We start from the raw sequence: 22,023 nt of genomic DNA, 5'->3' as shown, positions 1-22,023 counted from the left end.
CAATCCATTGGAGCAACACTTTAATGAAAAAGAGATGAAGTCAGAATGACCCCATCTCCGTATTGTTATGAGCCTACTTTTACCGTCTTGGTTTGAGTGCCGGCTCTGTATGTTAAGACCCCATCCTTGAATCCCATGAACGTTACCTGCTTGTCCTCGAAAAGAAGTGTATCTTTCAAGCTATCCAGTTGCAAATCATGTATGCGGCTATTCTGGTCAAAACCTTTCGAGTAATCGAGAGCTTCTACATAAAACAGGTAGTTGTCCGAGAATAAATAGTTCCCGAAATCAATGTTCTTAGCGATGACTGTATCAGAAGTTCCCTCCAGTGTCACGCGATGAATTTCAACCTGCATGTTCTTACTGGCTTCATAATAAATGTAGTTATTTGATACAGACAACATACGTACGTCTTCCAAAAGGACTTTATCTTCTCCGGTACTCAAAGATACACGATGGATTGAAGTTTTGCTCGGGAGCTTACGAGCAGGATCATACCAAGTGGAGTAATAATAGACGTTACCCCCGATGATCTTAGGCTGACCATTCATGTCCTTAGCAACTAGTGTTTTATCCTTACCGTCCAATGTGACTCGATACAAATCTATCGTATGTTCGCCAGTCCGCTGATCGACAGTATAGAACAAGTGATTGTCGATAACGATCTCGTTCAGGAAGCCATTAATTTGTTCTTTTGCGAGCGCTCCACTAACTTCCTTACCATCTTTATCAATTGTCACAAGTGATACTGTAGAGTTACTATTTGCTCTCTGAACAATAATGTTATTTTTTGATTCGTAAACCGGAAAATAAAAACCAGTAGCTAATGGATCACCAAAGAGTTTATCAAACTTTGTTCCTGACTTAGGGTACTTATCCTTTTGGAAACGATGTGTTGCATATATAAAGTTGTCCGAAACCAAGAAGTAATCTAAATCTACGTCACCATACGGTGCAGGATAAACTGTGTCTTTGCGCTTCAAATCCCGATCATTCCAAGTACTATCAACATGATAATACTCGCCATCTAACTTCACCAGATTCCATGTGTGCATTTCCCAACTCTTTTTATCACTAGGTACTTCGCCAGTAATAATTCTGTTCTCAATCTTGGCTTTATCTAGAAATAACTTCATAGCCTCGGTATATCCCTGACAAACTGCAAAGCCCTTTAGAAGTGCACCTTCGGGGGTAAAGCTCTCTTTAGGAATCGTGTCATTCATGTAGTTGTTATAATCGTAGATGACATTATTGGCGAGATACTTGTTGAAGGCGTAGACCTTTTGGAAATCAGTCATTGAAGCATCAATGATACTGGAGTAGATTTCATTAACCTTTTGCTCCAACGTCGAAATGGTCTTTACACTCGTAATACTGACTTTCCTTGTATCGTTATTGAATGAGACATCAGCCCCTAATGCTTCGGCTACGAAGCGAAGTGGAACCATTGTGTTGCCATTGATGATCTCAGCATTTACTGCCAAGGTTATCGTTTCGCCGTTAATTGAAGCAGTTGACTTATTAATCGTAAGCTCAATTAGTTGGGCGCCTTTTTGTGCAACGACCCGCTGCAGTTTACCGTCCCACTCAATCTCAGCGCCAAGGGCTTCGAAGATGGCGCGAAGTGGTACTAAAGTGCTGCCACCCTTGATCAGTGCAGGTTGGGAGAAGGTCTGTACTTTGCCGTTAATTTCAACCGTCACAGGTGTCTCGGCAGACGCGGTGTTCCCGATTCCAAAAAGCAATACCCCTGCTAAGACAGCACCGCATAAAAGGGTGGACTGCTTCTTAAATTTTGACTTTACTTTCATGCTCGATCTACTCCCCTAAGCTTCGTTTTGATTGACAAGCTGCTGCGCCTGTCATGAACCGGTGCATATACCGACAGTCCGTAAGGCTATCTTACCTTGGAAAGTGCCTTCTCGTCCGTCGACTTTAAGTCACATCGCCTAAATGGTTGAATAACTGGACTTTGTGGGTGATGGGGAAGGATTCTTTATCGGATAAAAGGAAAGAGGTGCTGATTTTCTCAGCACCTCAAAATAGAAAAGATATTAGCGCGGCGGCTATTTGTGTTACTCCTGACAACTGGAGTTACTCTTATATTGAATTTGAATGTCGGCTACCACTTCTGCACCATGTTACAAAATGCTCACAATTATTGAGAGCGAGGTTATAGTCACTTTCTCCGAGCCTGGACTCTGCTCTCATAATTACTTCTTCAATATTGTAGAGCCGAGGACTATCTTTCATATACAACTCGGATATATTAAACTTATCATCCATCGCTTCCAAGTTATCACGCCTGACCGAACCGTTGGAGTAGTGAATAATTCTGTTGTCTCCTATGTAAAGTGCGTGATGTTCATACCCAACCCGCTTTACGTAGATATGATCTCCACGGCTTTTGGATGTCCACTCCTTATGCCGTCGAGTATTATGTAGCTTGGGGAAAGGGGTCGTGGTTGGCGATTGAGTTGTTACTGGAATAGACGGAAGCGATCTTCTTGCATTGCCAATTGTTTGTGCTGCTCTGTCGATTTTTTCTATAACTTCTCCGGTCTTTGGATAGTGCTGTTTCGTAAGGTCTTTCATGTCGTTCTTAAATTCCTTAAGGTCATTCTTTACTCCTTCGGCAAACTCTTTATTGGCGTCACTAATGCCTTCAACTAACCATTTTAGATTCTGGAAGAACCCCATGAATACCCCACCTTTAACTAAATGCTATTTACAGTGACCACACTCAATTTGTTCGAACTTTCCTTTGTAGCTTATATCATAAATATCTAATGCTTCTTCTTTAGACCGGAAGCTTTTCCAACCTCCGGTTCCTTGCTGCTTCTTCCATCCCTGTGCGGTCTTCTGCTTCATTTCCACAACATAAGGACATTTCTCATGATCCAAGTGGACCGTGTAGGTTTTTAACGGGGTGTCGATATTAGCCCATGCTTTCAACAGTGCACACCGTCCTTATATAGAGTTATCAATGATATCAATAACATGCTTTGCAAAGTCCTCAGTAAGCCTGATCCTATCAACCCCACGTTGCAATGCACCGAGTGTTTTCCCGCCATTTGTATTAATAACAGCGTCAGGATCAAAGGATTTCCGAATACTGGATATGGTATTGTTAAACTGAACCCATGAGTCACTATAATCTGGACAAAGATTCTTGGCAGTTAGCTCCCACTTCCATCTACTGGTGCTGTCCCAAACATAGGGCGCACTTGTAACTTCAAAATAGCCTAACAACTTCGTCGTTCCGACTCCATAACAAATTAATATATCACCAATTCGAACGCTTTTTGGCTCCCCAGAAAAATGCATCTTCTCAGTATCCCGTGAGAGTCTCCTCGTGATTTCAAACGGGTGTTGCAAATAACCAACAGGCTTTATGAAATACCGGAGTCCTGGCTTAAAACCACTTCTCCTGATTAAATTGTTTACCTTTAAATCAATATTTGGTGTGCCGGGAATACCCCTATTGCGGGCGTAATCTTCAATTTTGGTCAGGATACAGTCTAGCTCAATTGGATCAATAGCAAGACTACTCAACCTAAGAATGTCATCAATGATTTTCTGTAACTCAACTGAGTCATCAATGACTACACCCCATTCATGATTTTTCTTTAATCCTCGCCCCGTGAAATTAGCGGAAGAAATTATGCCGTTGACAGGAGAGCCACTGATAGAAGCAATATAAATCTTACCGTGAAGCTCATTATCAATATGCACACGAAAATCAATATTTTTAGCAGAGCAGTTAGCAATTAAAGATCGGAGAGAACGAGCCTTCTTAAATAGGTCTGGATCGTTATCTTTCAAAGTTGTAATTAAAACGATACCCTTTATCCCTGCGGGAGTAAAAATCTCACTGAAAATATCGTCGAAAGACTCCGTTAAAAAGGGACTTATGATGTATAACACGTCAGCATTCTTACTTAGTCCCTTTAGCTCATCATAATGAGTAGTAGCAATATTATTTATTACCCTCATGGACCGAACAACCTTTCTTCATCAACTAATGACTCTTGTTCAGCCTTTAGCCTTTCAAAAGCTTCTCGGGTAGCCCCAAGAGCGTGGTTGACCCAAATGATCTTACCGCTTTGGGCTTCAGGGTTAAGCTCGACGTCAAAGCCGAACTTCCGGTAAAAATGCTCCGATCGATCTATGTGATCCCAATCGACCCCGGAAATCCATCCGGTGATATACCGGACTTGTAGTTGATCGACGAGTAGCATGATGGCTGTCATTAGGATTGAACCGTAGCCGCGGCTAACTCTTTCACCTTTAATTTTAATATCCGAGATCCGCATGGACTTGTTCGTGTGCTGAAAGGACAAGAAAGCATTAGAGTCGGGAGTCTTTACCCCCTTAGAGGTTACGATTTTGATACGTAGGTGGATAGACTGATCTTCTGATTCATTGTAGTCATTATGGTGTAGGCGGTAGATCATGACGGTCTCGCCATACCGAGTTTGATCGACATGGATTACCTTATGACCGTCTTTCTCGATATCAACTGTCCGCCATTCGACTTCATAATTGATGTCGTCAATACGCTTCAGCGGGATCGGTCTATGCTCACGATCAAGATCAGAGAAGGGATCTCCGAATAAATTTTTGAACATGCTACAAAGCACCTTCTTTACTTCATCGTTGTGCTTACAAATTTCGCCATGAGTCATGTAAAAACCTGCTAATTCGGACAGGGCTTTTTAAAAGCGATACCCCTAACCTAGATGAGTTTTGTCGAAACACAAAAACCGCAGACTTGCCAGTTATAGGCAATATCTGCGGTGCTTTCCACATCGATGATTATTACTTTCTTAATCATTACTACTTAAGCTAGTGCAACAGCATAATCTTTAACATCAAGCATTTAACGGAACTGCGAAATCATCATTACCATTTTGAATAAACATTTTCTTCGCCACTTTGCCAATTGCTACGGTAGAAACTCCATCAGCAGTTCCTCCAATTAGACCGCCAGCTAATGGAACCATCTTACCAAGATTGACTACACCTTTACTACCGAACTTAGTAAGCAATCGAAAGCCAACTTTTTGATTTATTTTAGTAATTACTGAGCCAGAGATCTTTTCAATGGCTGCTTTTGTTAGTTTTTGACCTAAAACAATCCCTATATCTTTAATAATATCCTTTACACCATTACCGCAAAAACACATGTAAACAAACGTTTTTACCTTATCGTCCCGAAGGTCGTAACCACCCATATGAGCAATCGCTGCAATCATTCTCATTTGAACATATAAAACACTTGCAAGATTTGCAGGAATAGCAACAGGAAGAGTTACAATCCCTCCAAGACCAGTCAAAAAGCCCGAAGTAGCTGATTTAGATACTTGCCATCTGATTAGCGAGTCAGCCGCTTCATCTATAGATTTGGCTTTACGCAAATAACTTTCCGCTAGTTCTTCAGCGGTATCTGTACCTGGAAGACCGTTAAGGGCTTTATCATACGCCCAGTCTAGTGCTTTTACTACTAATTCTTGATTTAGTTTCGCCAATGTAATCTACCCTCTCAACCTATATAAAAGATTCTTATATGAACATTCTGGATATTACCCCCAAATCCTTCTAGTCGCACAATCAAAGTAAATAAAAATAGTCACGCACCGAACCGTGTTTGACTACAGTTTGCCTTAAACGTATCAAAAACCATACTTACTGTCTGTCGACTTTACATCACATCATTGGGCAAAAAGAAAACTGCCGATTTTTACGACAGCTCGATACCCAGAGAATTGATAACCCTTTTGCCTCACCTTCAAATATATAAAGTGACCCGCGCCGCGACATACTCCTTGATAGGAGGGAGCAAATCCTTGAAACGGGCAAGGTCTTGTGGGTCTTGATCGTCAAGCATGTGGAATAGCTTGTCGCAGAGATTTAGGACTTCGATGTAGGAGAACCCCTCATAAGACCGGAGGTCGTTATCGTCCAGCTTTAACAGCTTGCTGAATTGAAAGCTAATCTGATCGGCTAAAGCTGTGTATACGATGTTGGCATACTTTATTTCGTCGATGTCGGTTCCTTCATACTCCTTGAATAGCTTGTCGAGCATTATGTAATACGGCTTACTCGTTTTCGGAGTGACTCTGTATACCGCGTCCGATTTGAGAAGCATGATGTCTACCGGATCAGTTTCCAGTTGGGGGCGAAATAGGTCGGGTATTTGTTTCGAGTCAATGATTTGAACTTTCCGGTTGAAGAATCCCTTTAACTCAATCTCAAGATCAGTAAGGGCATGCCATCTTTCCACTTCATCTTCTTCCAAAGAAGCGAAAACGGCGATGAAGTCAATGTCCGAGTTGGTGTTCTCTTGACGGGCAAGGACGGAGCCGAAAAGCTTAAGAGCGGATACCCCATATTGGGCAGCGATGGACATGATTTGTGACCGCTGCTCGATGATACTGTCAATGACGTTCATGTGTTTACCTTCCTTTTCACAACTGGATAGTGCGAATCTTGGTTCCCGTCCTCTCGTCGGGATAGCCCAAGGCATTGTTGATTAAGCGACAGCCATCGCTGTGGAGATAGTCGACTTTAGTGTGAATATGCCCGAAGCACCATACCTTGCCCTTGGCTCGGGTGAGAAGGCTCGAGCCGTCAAAGTAATAAAAGCTTGTTACCGGATCGATGAGGTGTTTCCCCCCAACATGGGACCAATCGGGGCTGACGTGACTGATGATGACCTGGCTTTCATCGATGACTGCTTCGAGCTTCTCGTACTCATGATTGAAAAAGTCCATTAGAGTTGACTGAGTGAATCGCGGGTAAATCAAATTGGCGTCATTCATGGACTTCTTCCATTCTTCATATAGCTGTGATTGGCTCATATTCAACGTCTGGATGCCGAAAGAGCAATCATACCAAGATGCCGTTCCGCCGTAGGTTACCCCATCTATACAGATGGTGGTTCCATCAAGACATACGACACCTTCAAGCTGCTCGGCTAACTGCTTCATTTCGCCGCGGCGCTTCATAGAGTCTGAACTGTATTTACGCCGTTGACCGTTTGATACGAGGTATAGGTCGTGGTTGCCGAAAACGATCAGGATTTTATCGTAGAATCTCTTGAAGCTAATCAAGAGTTGCTGATTCTGGACATTGTAATGCCCGAGATCGCCAGCGATCACCAATGTGGAGGATGGGTGGTCGGGTGGGATAAGGCTGTCGACCAAACGATCGATGTTTCGCCGCTGCTTTACTTCGTTATTGTTCATCCGAACCCAAAAGTCTAAGTGGATATCTGAAATTAGATCGAATGATGAAGCTACTGTCATGTATAGAACCCCCGCCTTTATGGTTTTGATGTATTCTACCGTAAAAGCGAGGGCTGCTGAACCCCTTCAGGGATTTTATTTACCTCGGTGATCTCCCTGTCGCGGCGATGGATACGTAGTCCTTTAATTGTTTCTGTGTGGGAGGGATCAGGACATACTCTGAGTGAACTTCCCTCATTTCCTTTCCACGAGATCTGCGATTTACCCATTTTGTAATAGTGACTTTTCGAGTCTGTGGGTCATAATACCCCGTGAAATTCCTATACTTCTGGGTTAATGGCTTGTTTTCAGTTAGGGCTATATCCAACTGTTTCTTCGGCTCGGGATAAGATAGATCGATGCCTTCATTACAGACGCTACCCCGAATAGGAGCAAGAGGGGTGTCTGGTTGGGTGGGTAGCGATTCTGACTTCGGGACTATACTTTTTGAACCTTCAAGACCCTTCTTATTGAAAAATTGCTTCAGGTAAGTACCTAAACCTACTAAAACCGATAGAACCTGTTCCAACGCCATCATCACCTTTCACTCGGATCATTATAGGAGCCTTATGCTTCCTGTAATTTATCTCGTCCGGTGACTCTTGTAGTTGGTTGGAAAAGAGGTTCTGTGCTTGGGTGGGCGGGTGGATTATCATGCGGCATGAAGCTAACTCCTATTTTTCTTATAGGTGCAATTCGAGGTTCTAGGCTAAACCCGTTCGACGATCTCAACTACCTCAAATAAAGAAAAACTGCTGAGGGTATCAGCAGCTTGATCGATTTCATTATTTCTCTAACCTAGTTGCCATAGTACAGACCTCAAGTTAAGCTATAGCATCAACAAATTACTTGGTTCATTATATATCATCGTATACAGCATCTGCTTCACACCACGGGTTATTGTTTTCATCAACAATAATACCTTTGAAATCTTTATCATCAATTCTTGTGTCAATGGAGTTAGTCATAAGACCCGCGATGAACTGCATTACGACAGGACGATAAGCGCCGCGAAACTTCCTCGGGTAATTATGAAAATAATCGCTCGACATCTCGCTTTGGTCGATATACGCCTTGGCTTTAATGTAGAGAGGATCATTCCTGCTTACGTTTTCCTCTAAGTAGGACAGTATCTGATCCTTCTGAGCATCCGTGAGAGAGGTTTCTTCCTTAAACCCCATCCTGAAGACAAAGGTATCGAACCCCTTAGCATTTTGAATTACATACGATGCGGACTGTAACGAGTCAGCGAGTTCTACCTCTTTGAACATGAAAATCATCTCCTTCGGTCAATTAGGTACTGCAATAGAATCTGGCTCGTTCAAAATACGGTGGAGTGTCTCTCGTTGCTGCTGCGAGAGATCAGCGATCTGCTTCCCCTCCATAGTCATTGCCCACCACAGAGTGCCGCTGATTCCACATGACCCACAAGTACGCGGAGAGACGATTTGGAACCCCATTTTCGGTGGGTAGTCCCATCCTTGATTGAAAGCCTGGTCGGATGTTAGAATTTCTTCCTTGCCGCAGACTTCGCAAATATGACGCAAGAGCATATCTGATACCCCCTCACCGGAAATGAGCTACATCACGATCAGTCCTGATACCGGCTCTTTATTACCTCTTTTACCGAGTCCAACAGTTCTTTATCTTCTTTAGAATTTCTGAACGCACAGCGGATCAAGATGGTGAGTAAGTCTTCATTTGAAAGTTCATCTTGAATAGCGGACTCCACCTTTTCGGAGCTACCTCGGAAAAGGGAGTTGTATCGAACCAAATCCGACAAGGCTCCATTGGCAAGAAAGGAGCTGTATACCTTTAGGGCTCGGTTGGGGATATTGAGGACGGCTTCGGACTCCAGAGTAATCCGAATCTCGCTGACCCCTGAGATATGAACAACATCACATTCGGTGATGGCTTTGAAGTTCCTACTGCGCTTGGATACCTCATTGTAATGCTCGACTGCGTCTACCTTGATGGCTTTTGGATAATCTACTCCAGTTTCTTTATCTATTTGGGTTAGATCAACAGACTTACGAAGGGTCTCGTCTGAAAGCCATAAGCTCAGGTTGTATTTATACATCAACTTTCTCCCCCTAACCAATTACTCCACTTTGTCGTCTAAGTGCATTGTATCATGTCTGTTTATGGCAGTCAAGTCACATTGTACTTTGACTGTCAAAGCTACGCATAGAAAAACTTCTGATATCCCTCCTGACGAGAAACAGAGGTGCTGCGGGAGACACCTCTGTTTGAGTCGTGATTTGACGGTAAATTATCGTATACCATGAAGAAAGGTGCTGATTTTGTCAGCACCTTCGATTTCACTATTGAGTTTAGGTTTGCAACTAACGAGAAGGAGCTTATACCATCAAGGCAATTACCCCTACGCTTCTAATAACAAATCAAATATTGAGGACAGTACGCAACTTGCCGAGATTGACCTTCTTCTGATTAACAGAATCAATATTCCTCTGGATGGTACTTACCAACCTATCTGTAACTTTATCAAGCCTGTAGTCAATCGTTTCTACCGAGCCGTCAGCAGCTCCGCCATCTTCATCATAATGAATACCACCGTAGTATACTTCTATTTCGCCAAAAGTAACTCGATCATCATTAATGTAAAGTTCTACCCAAAGAGAGTCCGTATCTTCATCCCTGGGATCTAGTTGACCATCTACAGAAAGGCTAATACTGTTGTCATGTAGATCAGTAAAGCTGACTAGCTCACCTACTTCAAAATAATCTTTGTACTTGATACCATCTCGTAGTGACTCTAAGTCATCTACTGAAAGCAAATTGCCGCTCACAAATTCCAGAACTGCTTCGCGTACCTCATCATCACTAAAGCCACTTTCATAACTAATTTGTAAGAAAGGGGAGTTGGTGTTATACGCCTGAATCCTAGCTCTCAAATTAGCAATGGGTTCTGCATTGAGGTCATCTTCAAACTGAGAATACTCGTCAAAAGCATCTTCAATTAACGCTTCCAGACTAGACATTAAAGATTCTATGGTATTCAGCAATGCTCCAACCTCATCGCTTTCACCAATTCTTTCAATATAAACATCTTCTGAGGACAGAGCTGATAACCCCGCCGATTCTCTTTCTCTTTCATTCCAATCATCATGCATGGCATCAATCATTGCTCTTCTTTCATCCTCAGCCTCTTCGATCAATTGTTGCATGATATTAGCTTCAGTAGCTTCTTCAGCAAAGTCCTCTATCAGAGTCTTGGTGTAAAGTGAACGATAATTAAAAGCCTGAAGCAAGTTATTCTGCCTTAATTGCTCTTCAATGTGAGGATGAATTATTACCCTATCAGTCTGATTATTTCCTTTGGAGAAGTCTTTGTGATTCCGTGTAATGAAATAAATTTTGTCATCATCATTTATAGCTACAAAGTCACGAACATTGATCAATGTTTCAATGATCATCGCATCCGCCCAAGATTCCTTATCCTCTATATGAAACGGACATTGCTTATACAGCTTTCGTCTCTGTACTTTACTTAACAAATCTCCATTTTCCTCAAGAGTAATTACATTTCTATACTGCATTAACCCCGTTATTTTATTAGTCGCATCGGATATGTAGCGTTCTTCATTCCTTCTAAATTCGTCAACCATATTTCCAAGTGCTTGACTAAGTGGTCTAATCTTCTCATTGTACTTCTCGATCTCTTCAACGTGATTAATCCAGTAGACGTTATCAATTGATCTCCTTGCTTCCTGCACCAAATTCCCGACATTCTTGACTTCGCTTGCAATATGCCTTTTAACTTCTGCTTCGATAATCGAAGGAACTAATATCTTCACTTGGTTGTGATCCAGTAACATCTTTAACTGCTCATAGGAGTCAGCAGAGTTTGATGAGTTTCGAGAAACAATCATGTCGATATAGATGTTAGTGTCGAGAAACAAATACTTCATTGTGGTAGCTCCTTTTACTTTTCCAACTTGTCTCCTTGAGCGGAAAGTGTGGGTATAGAGAACTATTTCGACAAATACCAATAATATCCTTCTCGCTCATATGAAACACAAATTGAATCGAAGACGATAAAATTAGCCTTTTGTCGATGCCATTGAGGATAAATTATCTAGTGCCATGAAGAAAGGTGCTGTGATTTTGTCAGCACCTTCAGATTAATATTTCCTCCAATCAACTGCTTTAGCTTCCAAATGAAAGCACCCTCTTGAACAACCACTATTTCGTTCTCACCCCAAGGGTAAACTCTACCGTCTGGATGGACGTTTAATTCGACCAAGCGAAGTTGTCTGGCAAGATTATGTCTAAGATCTTTGATCGATGCAGGTCTGAAGTTGATTTCTCTTCTCTCTACACCGAAAAGGCTGATTTCTCCGTTTGCTAATCCTTGTGGGTGTAAGTATACGTAAACCGTTCTCATTGTCCGTTCCTCCTAATGTGCTTCGTATGTAATAAATGCATGCTACTATTCCTTGCAATAGGTGCAGTTGGGGTCGAGATCCCTGATGTCGATCGCTCTAAGGTTTACGCCCTGTTCTGCGGATAATAGCCGGGAATCGACGATTGATACCATTCTCCCCAGGAGTGGCTTAAGGTCGCGCTCTAGGTCAAAGAAAGAGTCGATGATCTCTGTTGTCGGGTCGCAATTGGCTAGGAATGTGATTGGTTCATTCTTGCCCATCTCGCCATAGATTGCCGATCCGTAGAGCATCAGGGATTGAATTCCGTATGCGGCAGAGTCGCGGAAGATGCGGGATCGCTTAAGGCAGATGGATGAGAGGATGGAGTGCATGAGAAAAAGCTCCTTTACGATTGAATGTTGATGTTTGGTTGAAATGGTTGTTTATGTTCAGTACTATCCCTGTACTTATATTTGATCTCTCAAACTAACTGCAGAAATCGAATCCCACTCGAAGCGAGTAGAGAAAATCTCTCTAACAAAAGAAAAGCCCAAGCGAAGGTTCACTTAGGCGAGTTTTGTACGATGCTCTGCAAGAAGGGATCGAGATTTACTTGTGCAAAATGGTGCAAGTTGGAGATGCTTGTCAAACGACGGCTTTTACTATTGCTACACTCAGATACTTTAAACCTAATCTTAATAGCATCTTGCAAGATTGAATTAGGTACTGTATACAACAGCTTATTGTAACGATCTTTTCGAGGGTAAAAGCTTAACAAAGAATCCAAATCTCTGAATAAAGTTACAAGGTTGATTGTTGTCCTGCGTTCTCGCCAACGATCAAAGTACTCTCCGAACTTATTCTGCTTAAGAATGTTGTTGAGGTAGTAATACTCGTAATGAACATCTTCTTCAAATAAACAATCTCGAATTCCCTTAATTGTCAGATCTTTATTCCTTAAATGTACTGAATAAGCTCCAACCATAGTGATTACATGTTGATTAGTCCTCTTATTGATTACTAAATTGATTAGTAAGTTGTCAGGTCGTGCAACTACCCCATAAGCCATGATCATACACTCCATTCCATTTAGTCATCATAATACCAATTCTCCAGATTCATAATTGGACAAGAATCACAAGCGAATTTCTGCAGTGGTGATCCTACCTTGATTACGAACTTACAGCAGACCTCACCACAGGCTATGGTGAGGTTGATCAACTGATCGAGATACCCGTTTAGCTTGAATTTCTCTAGCGTCTCTACATCACGAATCGATTCAATTTGTTGCCGAAGATCAGTAAAATCACGTGTGCCATATAACTGCTTTTTAATGCCTACTTTACGCAACTGATCCACTTTCTCTAAGATCGCTAAGTACTCGCGCTGCACATCGCTAACTTCGTACTTATCCAATATACCCACCCCTTATAGACCAATGACCAACTTAACTATTGGTGACACTTCTAATAATTTTTCTCTGATAAATTCTCAATAATGAGAAATTACTGTGTCGGTTAATACGTCCTTCGTGCGTAGGGGTTTAAAAATGCTATTCAGCGATTTACTCAACCTAAAAGGACTCAACGACAAAATAAAAAGTGCCGATTTCTCGGCACTCTTCGATGTAGCTAATTTAATGCTGTAAGATTGACGCTCTAACCTGCCTGAGTTGTTCGGGTATTTTCATTGCAAATCCAAACGTCTCAAGGAAATTAGCTAGTGACTTCACATGATTTTTATAATAAGGAATCCTCTTTAAGGGAATGTTGTGTTGTTGGCAATATGCTACTTTTAACTCGTCACGCATTTTAGTCTTCGAAAAACTTTCCTCACCGAACACTGGCTTATAATGTTGTAGACCATCATATTCGATAAGAACAAACTCATCTTTACCTTCTCCGAGATAGATGCAGTAATCAAAACGTAACTTTCCATCATGCTGCAAATCATCAAACTCTTTCTGCATTTCAAAATTCATACCATTTGAAAGCAATAAATGATAAAGATCCTTCTCAGGCTGAGACATTCGATTACAATAAAAGCAACCTTTACCTCGTAATAGATTATCAGGAGTAATTGAATATTCGAAACCACATGCTGTATGTCGGACTGATATTAAAGATCGAGAATCAATGTACTCTCCAAGAATCTCGTATTCATCATCAAACTTTCCACGTACTTCTAAGATAAACGATTCTGTGGTTTTCTTTTGATTATTTGCACATGCTCCACATCGATACCCCTTCAGAAAATTCCCGGTCCTAGTCTCATATTCATTGCCGCATGTGTTGTGTCTAATCAATAAAGGTGCACCCGAATTTACATACTGACCCAAAACGGTGTACTCGTTGCCCACTAATTGAAAAATTTCCTTTTTAATAATTTCCGTATTCTTTTTGATTTTACCGTAACATGCAGGACATCGAGTCCCACGTAGGAAGCTATCTGGGACGATGCTATAATGGTAACCGCAACTCATATGTTGCATCTCAATCTTAGTACGGGCATTTTTATATTCACCAAGCACCCGATACTCCTCACCAACGAGCTCCTGAACTTCGTTGATAAATCCTTCTGTAGATTTCTTATTCTTACCAAAGCAAGAAGGACAGCGTGTGCCATTAAAAAAGTGATTTGAAGAGACTTTATATTCATAACCACACGAGTTGTGCTTCATCGCCAGTTTTTCTTTAATCCCCTGATACTGACTCACTAAACTATATTCATCGCCCACCAAATCATAAATATCTTTGATGATTTGCTCATGTGACTTCCGAGGAGTTTCACTTCGAGCCTTAATACCACAAGGGATACAACGTGCTCCTGTAACAAAACTCATTGGAGTGGTAACGTATGAATGACCACATGTATTATGAAGGAACTCTATTTTCTTACTGCGCCCTTTATATTGTCCAAGAACTGAATACTCATCACCAACTAGTGATCGGATTTCTAAAAGAAATTCATCATGAGTCAGCTTAGGAGCCTTGCTACATTGGGGGCAACGTGTTCCACGAAGAAAATTACTCAAGAGAACATCATAAGTATGTCCGCAAATATTATGCGTGACCGTGATTTTGTCCATATACATTACATGAGTTTTGGGCGGTTTATGATAGAAGTATTCATTACCGACCAATACATCAATTTCTTCTCTTACTTGCTCAACTGTTCGTGTACGCGAAAGTCGCGCACAGCTAGGGCAGCGTTCTCCTCTGAGAAATCCCGAAGGATTAGCTAAATATTCATTCCCACATGGGACATGTTTCATTTTTACCTTGCTGTCTACCCCTTCGTATTGTGACTGGAACTCATATTCATATCCCACCAAACTCCTTACCCGCTCCTCAAACTGTCTACGAGCTTCATCCCGTTTTAAGGGACAATTCGGACATCGCTGCCCTCCCATAAAACTGTTAGGAGTCATAAGAAAGTCGTTTCCGCAAGCTATATGCTTCATAGATATCTTAGCTGAAGCCTTCGTATATTCACCTAGCACTTTATACTCGTCATTGGTCAGATCTTTCACGATCTTACTATAGTCATCCGTTGTCCTGTATTTACCAGAGCAAAAGGGGCAACGGTTACCTGTTAAAAAATGAGCAGGTGTAACCTCATAGTTGCGACCACATGTATTATGACGCATGCTGATCTTGGTTAGAGCGTATATGTATTCTCCAACCACCTCATATTCACCCTCAACAAGAGCATAGACTTCGCTTTTGAATTGTTCAGTCGTCTTTTTTCGTGATGACATACTTACTCACTCCACAAATAACATTTCCTAAATAATACAATATTTGCGCGTGAAATGCAGTATAAAGCATTTATAGTAGCCAACATTCCAAGAAGAATCAACGACAAAATAAAAAGTGCCGATTTCTCGGCACTTCGGTGTAGCTATATGACGAACTCAACAAAGCTCGGTGTTCTGAGCAAGTTATGCTTCGTGTAGCATTGAAATTTAACCTTGCACTTAATATGAGGATGGAGATAAATCCAGTTCTTATCCTCGCCGCGAACAAGCTGCTGCGCGATATTTGAGAAAGCTCTGCGCTCAGCCGGTGGAACCAATTCTGTATACCCCACATAACAACCGTCCTTCAAGAGCGACCAACCGAACTCGGCTTTGCGGATCGCGCCGATCTGTACGACATCGTATAAGTAGTTCTTCACTTTAATCCAATTGGAGCTTCGTGTATCGAGATGGTATAGCGAGTCCCTGGACTTGGATACTATACCCTCAAGTCCCAACTGTTTTGTCGCATTGAAAAGCTGAACCCCATCATCAAAGGAATCGCAGATCGTTATCACAATAGATGGAGTAATAACCTGTTTCAGAATGTAGAGCCTGTCGGCAAGCTTCAACTTGGTTAAATCCCTACCGTTCAGATAGAGGATATCGAATGCTGCGAATGATACCGGCTTTGAAACAGTAAGACGGTCGATGGACTTTCGTGCTTGGAATCGCTCCATGAGTGTCTCGAAGCAAGGCTTACCATCCACAATGGCGACAAGCTCTCCATCTAAGACAACTTCGTCAGCGTCCAGTTCGGCGCGGGTTATTTCAGGATACTGTCTTGTGCAATCATTTTGATGCCTTGTAAACAGTCGGAATCCCTTAGTCTTGCTGTACGAGAGAATGCAACGATGACCGTCAAGCTTAAGCTGATGTATATAGCCGCCCCCTGCGGGAACGGAGTCTGACTTATGGAGTAACATTGGTTTTATTGGAATGTGTATCATGGAGTATCACCAATTTTAGCATACCATCCATGCTGCACCCTTGATATAAGCAGATGATGGAAAAGACAGATCTGGTCGGGTGCTTGGGTTGGAAGTAGCCTTGTTTTACCACAATCCAACATTAGGATAACCAACCATTTGCAGAAATACGCTTCATGAGTTCGGTTTTCATTACGCGCCTCTGCGTTTTCTAAGTTCGCGCTTTAGCGTACTCTCGCTGATACCAGTCAGGTTCGTGACTTGCTTAATTGTGTTGGTTTCGAGCAAGTAGATGGCATGATTCATTTGTACTTTCGTGAACTTATTGGGGCGACCCTCGCGGAAGCCTTCCTTCTGTTTAGCGATATCTTTTCCCTCACCAGTACGTTCAACGATCATATCGCGTTCGAACTCAGCGAAAGCAAAGAAAATATTTCTGATCAGTTTTGAGGTGGGTGTGTTATCTAAAATGCCGATGTTAAGGATATGAACCCGAACACCTCGACCGATTAGTTCGTTTACGATCTTTGACCCCTGAATCATACTTCTTGCGAAGCGATCCAATTTCGTTACGACCAAAGTATCGCCTTCCTTTAATAACGCACAGAGCTTTGTAAATTCAGGACGATCCATCTTTGTCCCTGTGTACGTATCCGAGAAAATATTATCGCGTTCGACCCCCTCAACAAGCAACGCATTAATTTGACTTTCTAAGCTGTTGCCATGCTTGGATTGCCCAACCGTTGAAACGCGAATATAACCCCGCCTAACCACCATTACGACCACCATCCCCGATTATTTAGCCTCCGATTATGACCCTAAGTTTTGACACCGAATGAATGCCCATCCTACCGTCCGAAAATCGAGCAGAATCGAAGGGGGCAAAACTTAAGAGTTATGGTCGTGATGATACCTTGATTGGCGGGGTATTTGAACCCCTTACGGAAGTTTTCCGTCATGTGTTCTTTTACAAGGATAGCGGCAGCAAGCCAGGACTCGGCTGCAGTGATGCGTTCCTTCTATTGTAATGGAAACAAAGCGACCCTCTGGCTCAAGAAGGGGTCAAACATCAACGATGGAATATAATCGACCGGAACTGCAATTATATCAGTATAAAAAACGAAAGGAGGGATTGATAGAATGTACTTCAAACTAAAACGTGTAAATAAAGCAACGACTACCGAAATTGAATTCAAGCTTAACCTATTAGCACTTATTGGACTTATCAAAGACTAATCCCCTTATAGTAGTAGAAAAACGATTCAAGGGATTACGACCGAGCTGCCTAACGACTTGTAAGCAAAATGCGTAGGCGGCAAGGCTACATATAAAAATCGATTTGTGGGGCTTGTAGAACGAAAAACGGCTTTAAGCAGAAGCAAGCAAAGAGATAGACCACTTATAACATCTATACTGTCATTTTTCAAACAATCTGCACTACGGGGGAAGGAACTACCAAATAAAAAAGCCGAGCGCGATACACGCCCGACAAAAGAAATTAGCTGTCTGTCTTAATAACTGCCGTCCAATTATCAGCTTCCCAATCAACATCAGCACCTAGAGCCTCACTTACAAATCTTAAAGGGACATAAGTTGAGCCTTCAGCAGATATAAAAGAAGCTACTGATAAAGTTGCGGCTCTACCATTAACAAATGCTTTAGTGGTTCCGACATAAAGCTCAATCCTTGTTGAATCCTTCGTAATAGTAACAATACCCTGAAAATCAGGTTTCACCGATCTGCCGAGAGAGTCAAGAACTGAAGATGGTGCAGACTCCCAACCAATCTTAGCTCCCATTGCCTCGAATACCCCACGCAACGGAATGAAGGTACTTCCATTAACAACCTTGGCTTTAGGACTCAACTCAATGTACTTCCCGTCAAGACGGACACCTACGTCATTGGCACTGAATTTTCTAGGTGGCTTCTGGTCAACTATAGGCGGTTTGGTAGGTGGATTAGGAGTAGTACTGCCGCTCGAAGCAGTTGTGAAAGACCACGTTTTATTGTTTACAGTTACAGTGTATGTTTCATTTGAAGCTAGGTCCTTCTTAGGGTAGATAAACCACGTCTTCCACCCCTTATCCATAGCATTTTCCAAATAAAAGTCGACAGACTCACCCTTACTATTCTTCAAAGTAGCTTTCACATAATCAGGTGAGTTATACTCCTTGTAGGAAATAACAAAACCCGAAGTGTTTACTCCAAACTGCTTTAGGGGGTTAGGGGACTCTGTTGTTCCGTCAAATGAAAGAGGAACATTAGTTTGTCCGTCATACGGGTAGACGGATGTTTGACTGTTTTGTCCCTTTATTGCGTATACAAGAACAACAGTCTTACCGTTAATTGCTACGCCAACTTGATCTAAGTTGGGATCAACCAAAGGATCTCTGTGGTACGACATATCTAAAGCCAAATCGATAGCTTGCTGTATACTGGATGTCCCCAAGAAAATACCCTCGTCAAAAGCATGATACTTAAATGTCGACTCCCCACCAACGCTATACGCACGATCTCTTGCTCTTTCTCCAGTGAAGCCCTTAAGAGAAGGACTTTCTCTATGGGAGAAAGTATCAAGCGTTGTCATGTTGTTCGTTACAAGGTAACTCGCATGGTTTTCTGAAGCCTTAACGAGATAAGGATTTAACTTTACCTGTGAAAGACCGGATTTCTGACGAACATTATTGAGGTAACTCAAAGCTTCGACTATTTCTTTAGAGTACTCAGAGCTTGCATTATCAGATGAATCATTTGATACAGTTGTGAAAGACCAAGTCTTACCTTCGGCTGTTACAGTGTAAGTTTCATTGTACGCCAATTCTTTCTTAGGTACTAGATGCCAGTTATCGCTGTCCTTAAACTTAAAGAAGTCTACCGACTGACCCTTGCTATCTTTAATAGTAGCTTTCACATCAGAAGGGCTATTACCCGCATTCATATACGAAATAACATAACCCGACTCCTTCAAACCAAACTGAGTTAAAGGATTTGGATTCTCAGTTCTTCCATCGAAAGAAACAGGGACATCTTTCTGACCATCATAAGGATATACGGAAATTCCACCCGGTTTTGCTGTCCTTACAATGTTCAGAACACCAAGACCATCTTTAAAGGAAAAGCCAAATAAAGACATATCAGGGTGCATCAAAGGTGTCCTGTGGTATGGAGAACTAAGTAACCCTGTTATACCAGTCTCTATTGATGGAGTATTTGAAACAACATCCTCAGAAGCACCCCAGTAGGAATTTGGTAGGAAACCTACTGCTCTCAACCTGTCGCCTACACTACTACCAGTGTAATTCTTCTTATTACTATCTTCGATATGCGCCGACAAAGAACCTTCGAAAGTAAAATTATTCGCAATAAGATACCCTGTATGATTGTCGACTGCTTTTTGAACAAATGGGTCTAATTTAAGCTTCTGCAGACCCATCTTTTCTCGAATACTGTTAAAATGATTCAAGCCGTCGACGGACTCTTTCTGATAATCATAACCATCAATTGTCACCGTACTTGCTGCCGCTGAAGCTACTTGAGATACCGCGGCAAACACTGGTATCATTAAAGAACAAGTCAATATCATCGAGATTTTCTTCAAACTACTCCTCATCGGGCGTATCACTCCTCTGGAATTATTTTGATTCCGAACCATCCTATGATTTCTTATTATCTTGGTTATGTATCAATCAACACACAAACTTAAATCACCCCCAATCTACAGAAATCGACATAGGAAGCATAAAATCAGTATAATATACGAACTATACTTCGCCAATTATAATTTGTTATGTTTAATTCGCCAATTGGCTAGGATAAAGGAAACAATGCAAGGAGTTGTTTCCCCCTGTGACACTAAAAGAAGCCAGAGAAAAAAGAGGTATCAGCCAAGAGAAGATAAGTCGCGCCGTTAATATATCTTTGAAGCATTATCAAAACATCGAACACGGGATTACAGCACCAACTGTTAATATAGCACTACACATTTGCGAGGTTCTCGAAGTCGACCCCCGTGTAATCAATGAGTGGAAGGATAGACGACCACCAGCTTAAAAGCTGACTTTATACCCCATAGAACATGATATTAAGAACATTCATCTTAGTCAGTTGACTTTAAGTCACATCAGCATCAACTCGACAAATATTTCCACTTGACTCTATAACTTTTGACCTACTTTCCCGATATACTTATCAAGAGGAACATTGGGTAGGAGGTCTTTTTTGTTTGTGGATATAAGAACAGAATTTGGACAGAGAGTAAGGGAGCTTCGAGCTCGAAGTGGAATGTCTCAGGAAGTCCTGGCATATAGGGCAGGCTTAGACCGCACCTACATATCAGGGGTAGAGCGTGGGGAACGAAATATCAGTATCATCAATATCGAGAAGATAGCTGCGGCTCTTCTCGTATCGGTTGAATACATGTTCTCTAGCGAACGCTTCTCGTCAACCCCTGCATATCAACCATATGACTTTACGATACCATTCACAGAGCGGTTTAAATACCAACTCGATGCCGACAGAAAGGTACTATCCTTTCAGGTTTATGGACTGCTTACTGGAGATAATGTTGATTTTATGTCCAAGACACTCATGGGAATATGTAGTGCCTTTGGTAAAGGTGAACTCAACGTTTTTGTTGATCACAGAGACATGAAAGCATCTGATGGGGAGCCGGTAGTCTACTCGCCAGAGGTTTCTGAACGGGCTGTAGCTTTTCAACGGAATTTGCTTTTATATAGCAATAAAGCCGTAGTACTCTGTAATTCAGAATTTCAAGTTCATCAATTAAATCGAATTACCCAAGAAAGTGGCATTCCTACAGTGCCTCTCTTTGGTCGGGATAAGGATATGGTCGGACAGGCATACGAACTGCTTGACATCAACGGAAATGACTTAATTAAAGTGAAGTAGTTGAGGTGGATTTTGTGAGTGTAAGAACAGAGTTCGGGAAAAGACTACGCGAACTCCGTGCTAGAAGCGGCATGTCCCAAGAAGTGTTGGCTCATAGAGCAGGCATGGATCGGAGCTATCTCAGCGGTGTAGAACGCGGCTTACGGAATATTAGTTTAGATAATATAGAACGACTTGCTAAAGCATTGAATGTATCGATTTCGTATATGTTTGCTGTCGAAAGGCTTTCAGATACCCCTGCTTACCAACCGCATGACTTTACTGTTCCACTCTCCGAACGGTTCAAATATCATGTGGACAGCGATAAACGAATTCTGTCCTTTCAAGTAAATGGTTTGCTGAACGGACAGCATGTGGACTACATGTCAAAAACTTTGTTGGGGATTTGTAATGCTTTTCATAAAGAAGAACTTAGTGTCTTTGTAGATCACCGAGAGATGAAGGCTGCTGATGGAAAGCCAGCAGTGTACTCACCAGAAGTAGCAGAAAAAGCAGTTTTATTTCAACAGGAGCTTACTACCTTTAGTAGTAAAGTAGTTGTACTCTGCAATTCTGAATTTATGGTCCAACAAATGAATTTTGTTACTACTTCGAGTGGAATATTTGATAAATCAATCCATCTGTTTGGTCAAGAAAAAGAAATGGTCGGCAGAGCTTATGAAATTTTGGATATTAACGGTAACGATTTGATCAAAACAAAAGCACAATGA

At 41.8% G+C, this 22,023-nt stretch carries 20 protein-coding genes; 3 read left to right on the top strand and 17 right to left on the bottom strand.

The annotated features are described in order from the left end of the window. Nucleotides 1-65: 65 nt before the first annotated feature. From E1757_RS04705 to E1757_RS04620, 17 genes are all read right to left on the bottom strand, one after another. A complete protein-coding gene (locus tag E1757_RS04705) occupies nt 66-1,811 on the bottom strand; it encodes a stalk domain-containing protein (RefSeq protein WP_133225626.1) in 1,746 nt (581 codons plus the stop codon). Between the two features lie 289 nt (nt 1,812-2,100). Further along, entirely contained in the window at nt 2,101-2,700 is a 600-nt protein-coding gene (locus tag E1757_RS04700) for a lecithin retinol acyltransferase family protein (RefSeq protein ID WP_133225625.1), read from the bottom strand. A 24-nt stretch (nt 2,701-2,724) separates the two neighbouring features. Next, nucleotides 2,725-2,955, bottom strand: coding sequence for a hypothetical protein (locus tag E1757_RS04695; RefSeq protein WP_133225624.1), 231 nt, complete (start codon nt 2,953-2,955; stop codon nt 2,725-2,727). Nucleotides 2,956-2,970: 15 nt separating this feature from the next. Beyond that, entirely contained in the window at nt 2,971-3,996 is a 1,026-nt protein-coding gene (locus E1757_RS04690; RefSeq protein ID WP_133225623.1) for a restriction endonuclease PLD domain-containing protein, read from the bottom strand. After that, on the bottom strand, nt 3,993-4,688 hold the full coding sequence (locus E1757_RS04685; RefSeq protein WP_165971957.1) for a hypothetical protein: 696 nt from the start codon (nt 4,686-4,688) through the stop codon (nt 3,993-3,995). Before E1757_RS04685 ends, E1757_RS04690 begins: the two co-directional genes overlap by 4 nt. Nucleotides 4,689-4,874: 186 nt before the next feature. Beyond that, nucleotides 4,875-5,531 (bottom strand): EcsC family protein, encoded by a 657-nt coding sequence (locus tag E1757_RS04680; RefSeq protein WP_246079009.1) that lies wholly within the window; start codon nt 5,529-5,531, stop codon nt 4,875-4,877. 260 nt (nt 5,532-5,791) lie between these two features. Next, a complete protein-coding gene (locus E1757_RS04675; RefSeq protein WP_133225620.1) occupies nt 5,792-6,454 on the bottom strand; it encodes a nucleotidyltransferase family protein in 663 nt (220 codons plus the stop codon). Between the two features lie 16 nt (nt 6,455-6,470). Continuing rightward, nucleotides 6,471-7,310 (bottom strand): metallophosphoesterase family protein, encoded by an 840-nt coding sequence (locus E1757_RS04670; RefSeq protein ID WP_133225619.1) that lies wholly within the window; start codon nt 7,308-7,310, stop codon nt 6,471-6,473. Nucleotides 7,311-8,146: 836 nt separating this feature from the next. Then, nucleotides 8,147-8,560, bottom strand: a complete 414-nt coding sequence (locus E1757_RS04665; protein WP_133225618.1) for a hypothetical protein — start codon at nt 8,558-8,560, stop codon at nt 8,147-8,149. A 320-nt stretch (nt 8,561-8,880) separates the two neighbouring features. Beyond that, on the bottom strand, nt 8,881-9,369 hold the full coding sequence (locus tag E1757_RS04655) for a hypothetical protein (protein WP_133225616.1): 489 nt from the start codon (nt 9,367-9,369) through the stop codon (nt 8,881-8,883). A 322-nt stretch (nt 9,370-9,691) separates the two neighbouring features. Then, nucleotides 9,692-11,221, bottom strand: coding sequence for a PIN domain-containing protein (locus E1757_RS04650; RefSeq protein WP_133225615.1), 1,530 nt, complete (start codon nt 11,219-11,221; stop codon nt 9,692-9,694). Between the two features lie 167 nt (nt 11,222-11,388). After that, nucleotides 11,389-11,697: a hypothetical protein gene (locus E1757_RS04645; protein ID WP_133225614.1), complete on the bottom strand. Its 309-nt coding sequence runs from the start codon at nt 11,695-11,697 to the stop codon at nt 11,389-11,391. A 1,069-nt stretch (nt 11,698-12,766) separates the two neighbouring features. After that, the gene (locus tag E1757_RS04640) at nt 12,767-13,093 is read right to left on the bottom strand and encodes a hypothetical protein (protein WP_133225613.1); all 327 of its coding nucleotides are present in this window, start codon (nt 13,091-13,093) and stop codon (nt 12,767-12,769) included. 220 nt (nt 13,094-13,313) lie between these two features. Then, entirely contained in the window at nt 13,314-15,437 is a 2,124-nt protein-coding gene (locus E1757_RS04635; RefSeq protein ID WP_133225612.1) for a hypothetical protein, read from the bottom strand. Between the two features lie 143 nt (nt 15,438-15,580). Continuing rightward, nucleotides 15,581-16,426 carry an ATP-dependent DNA ligase gene (locus E1757_RS04630; RefSeq protein ID WP_133225611.1) on the bottom strand — a complete coding sequence of 282 codons (846 nt, stop codon included), beginning with the start codon at nt 16,424-16,426 and terminating at the stop codon, nt 15,581-15,583. A gap of 171 nt (nt 16,427-16,597) precedes the next feature. Next, nucleotides 16,598-17,194: a recombinase family protein gene (locus E1757_RS04625; RefSeq protein ID WP_246079008.1), complete on the bottom strand. Its 597-nt coding sequence runs from the start codon at nt 17,192-17,194 to the stop codon at nt 16,598-16,600. A 709-nt stretch (nt 17,195-17,903) separates the two neighbouring features. Then, on the bottom strand, nt 17,904-20,015 hold the full coding sequence (locus E1757_RS04620) for a stalk domain-containing protein (RefSeq protein ID WP_165971956.1): 2,112 nt from the start codon (nt 20,013-20,015) through the stop codon (nt 17,904-17,906). Between the two features lie 236 nt (nt 20,016-20,251). Between E1757_RS04620 and E1757_RS04615 the strand changes: the two genes are divergently transcribed. The 3 genes from E1757_RS04615 (at nt 20,252) to E1757_RS04605 (ending at nt 22,023) form a co-directional block, all read left to right on the top strand. After that, nucleotides 20,252-20,455 (top strand): helix-turn-helix domain-containing protein, encoded by a 204-nt coding sequence (locus E1757_RS04615; protein ID WP_133225609.1) that lies wholly within the window; start codon nt 20,252-20,254, stop codon nt 20,453-20,455. A gap of 174 nt (nt 20,456-20,629) precedes the next feature. Beyond that, nucleotides 20,630-21,313, top strand: coding sequence for a helix-turn-helix domain-containing protein (locus tag E1757_RS04610; protein ID WP_133225608.1), 684 nt, complete (start codon nt 20,630-20,632; stop codon nt 21,311-21,313). A gap of 14 nt (nt 21,314-21,327) precedes the next feature. Continuing rightward, nucleotides 21,328-22,023, top strand: coding sequence for a helix-turn-helix domain-containing protein (locus tag E1757_RS04605; RefSeq protein ID WP_133225607.1), 696 nt, complete (start codon nt 21,328-21,330; stop codon nt 22,021-22,023).

Source organism: Paenibacillus piri, assembly GCF_004354045.1.
Classification (GTDB): Bacteria; Bacillota; Bacilli; order Paenibacillales; family NBRC-103111; genus Paenibacillus_S; species Paenibacillus_S piri.
This window is presented reverse-complemented; position numbering and strand designations above follow the sequence as displayed.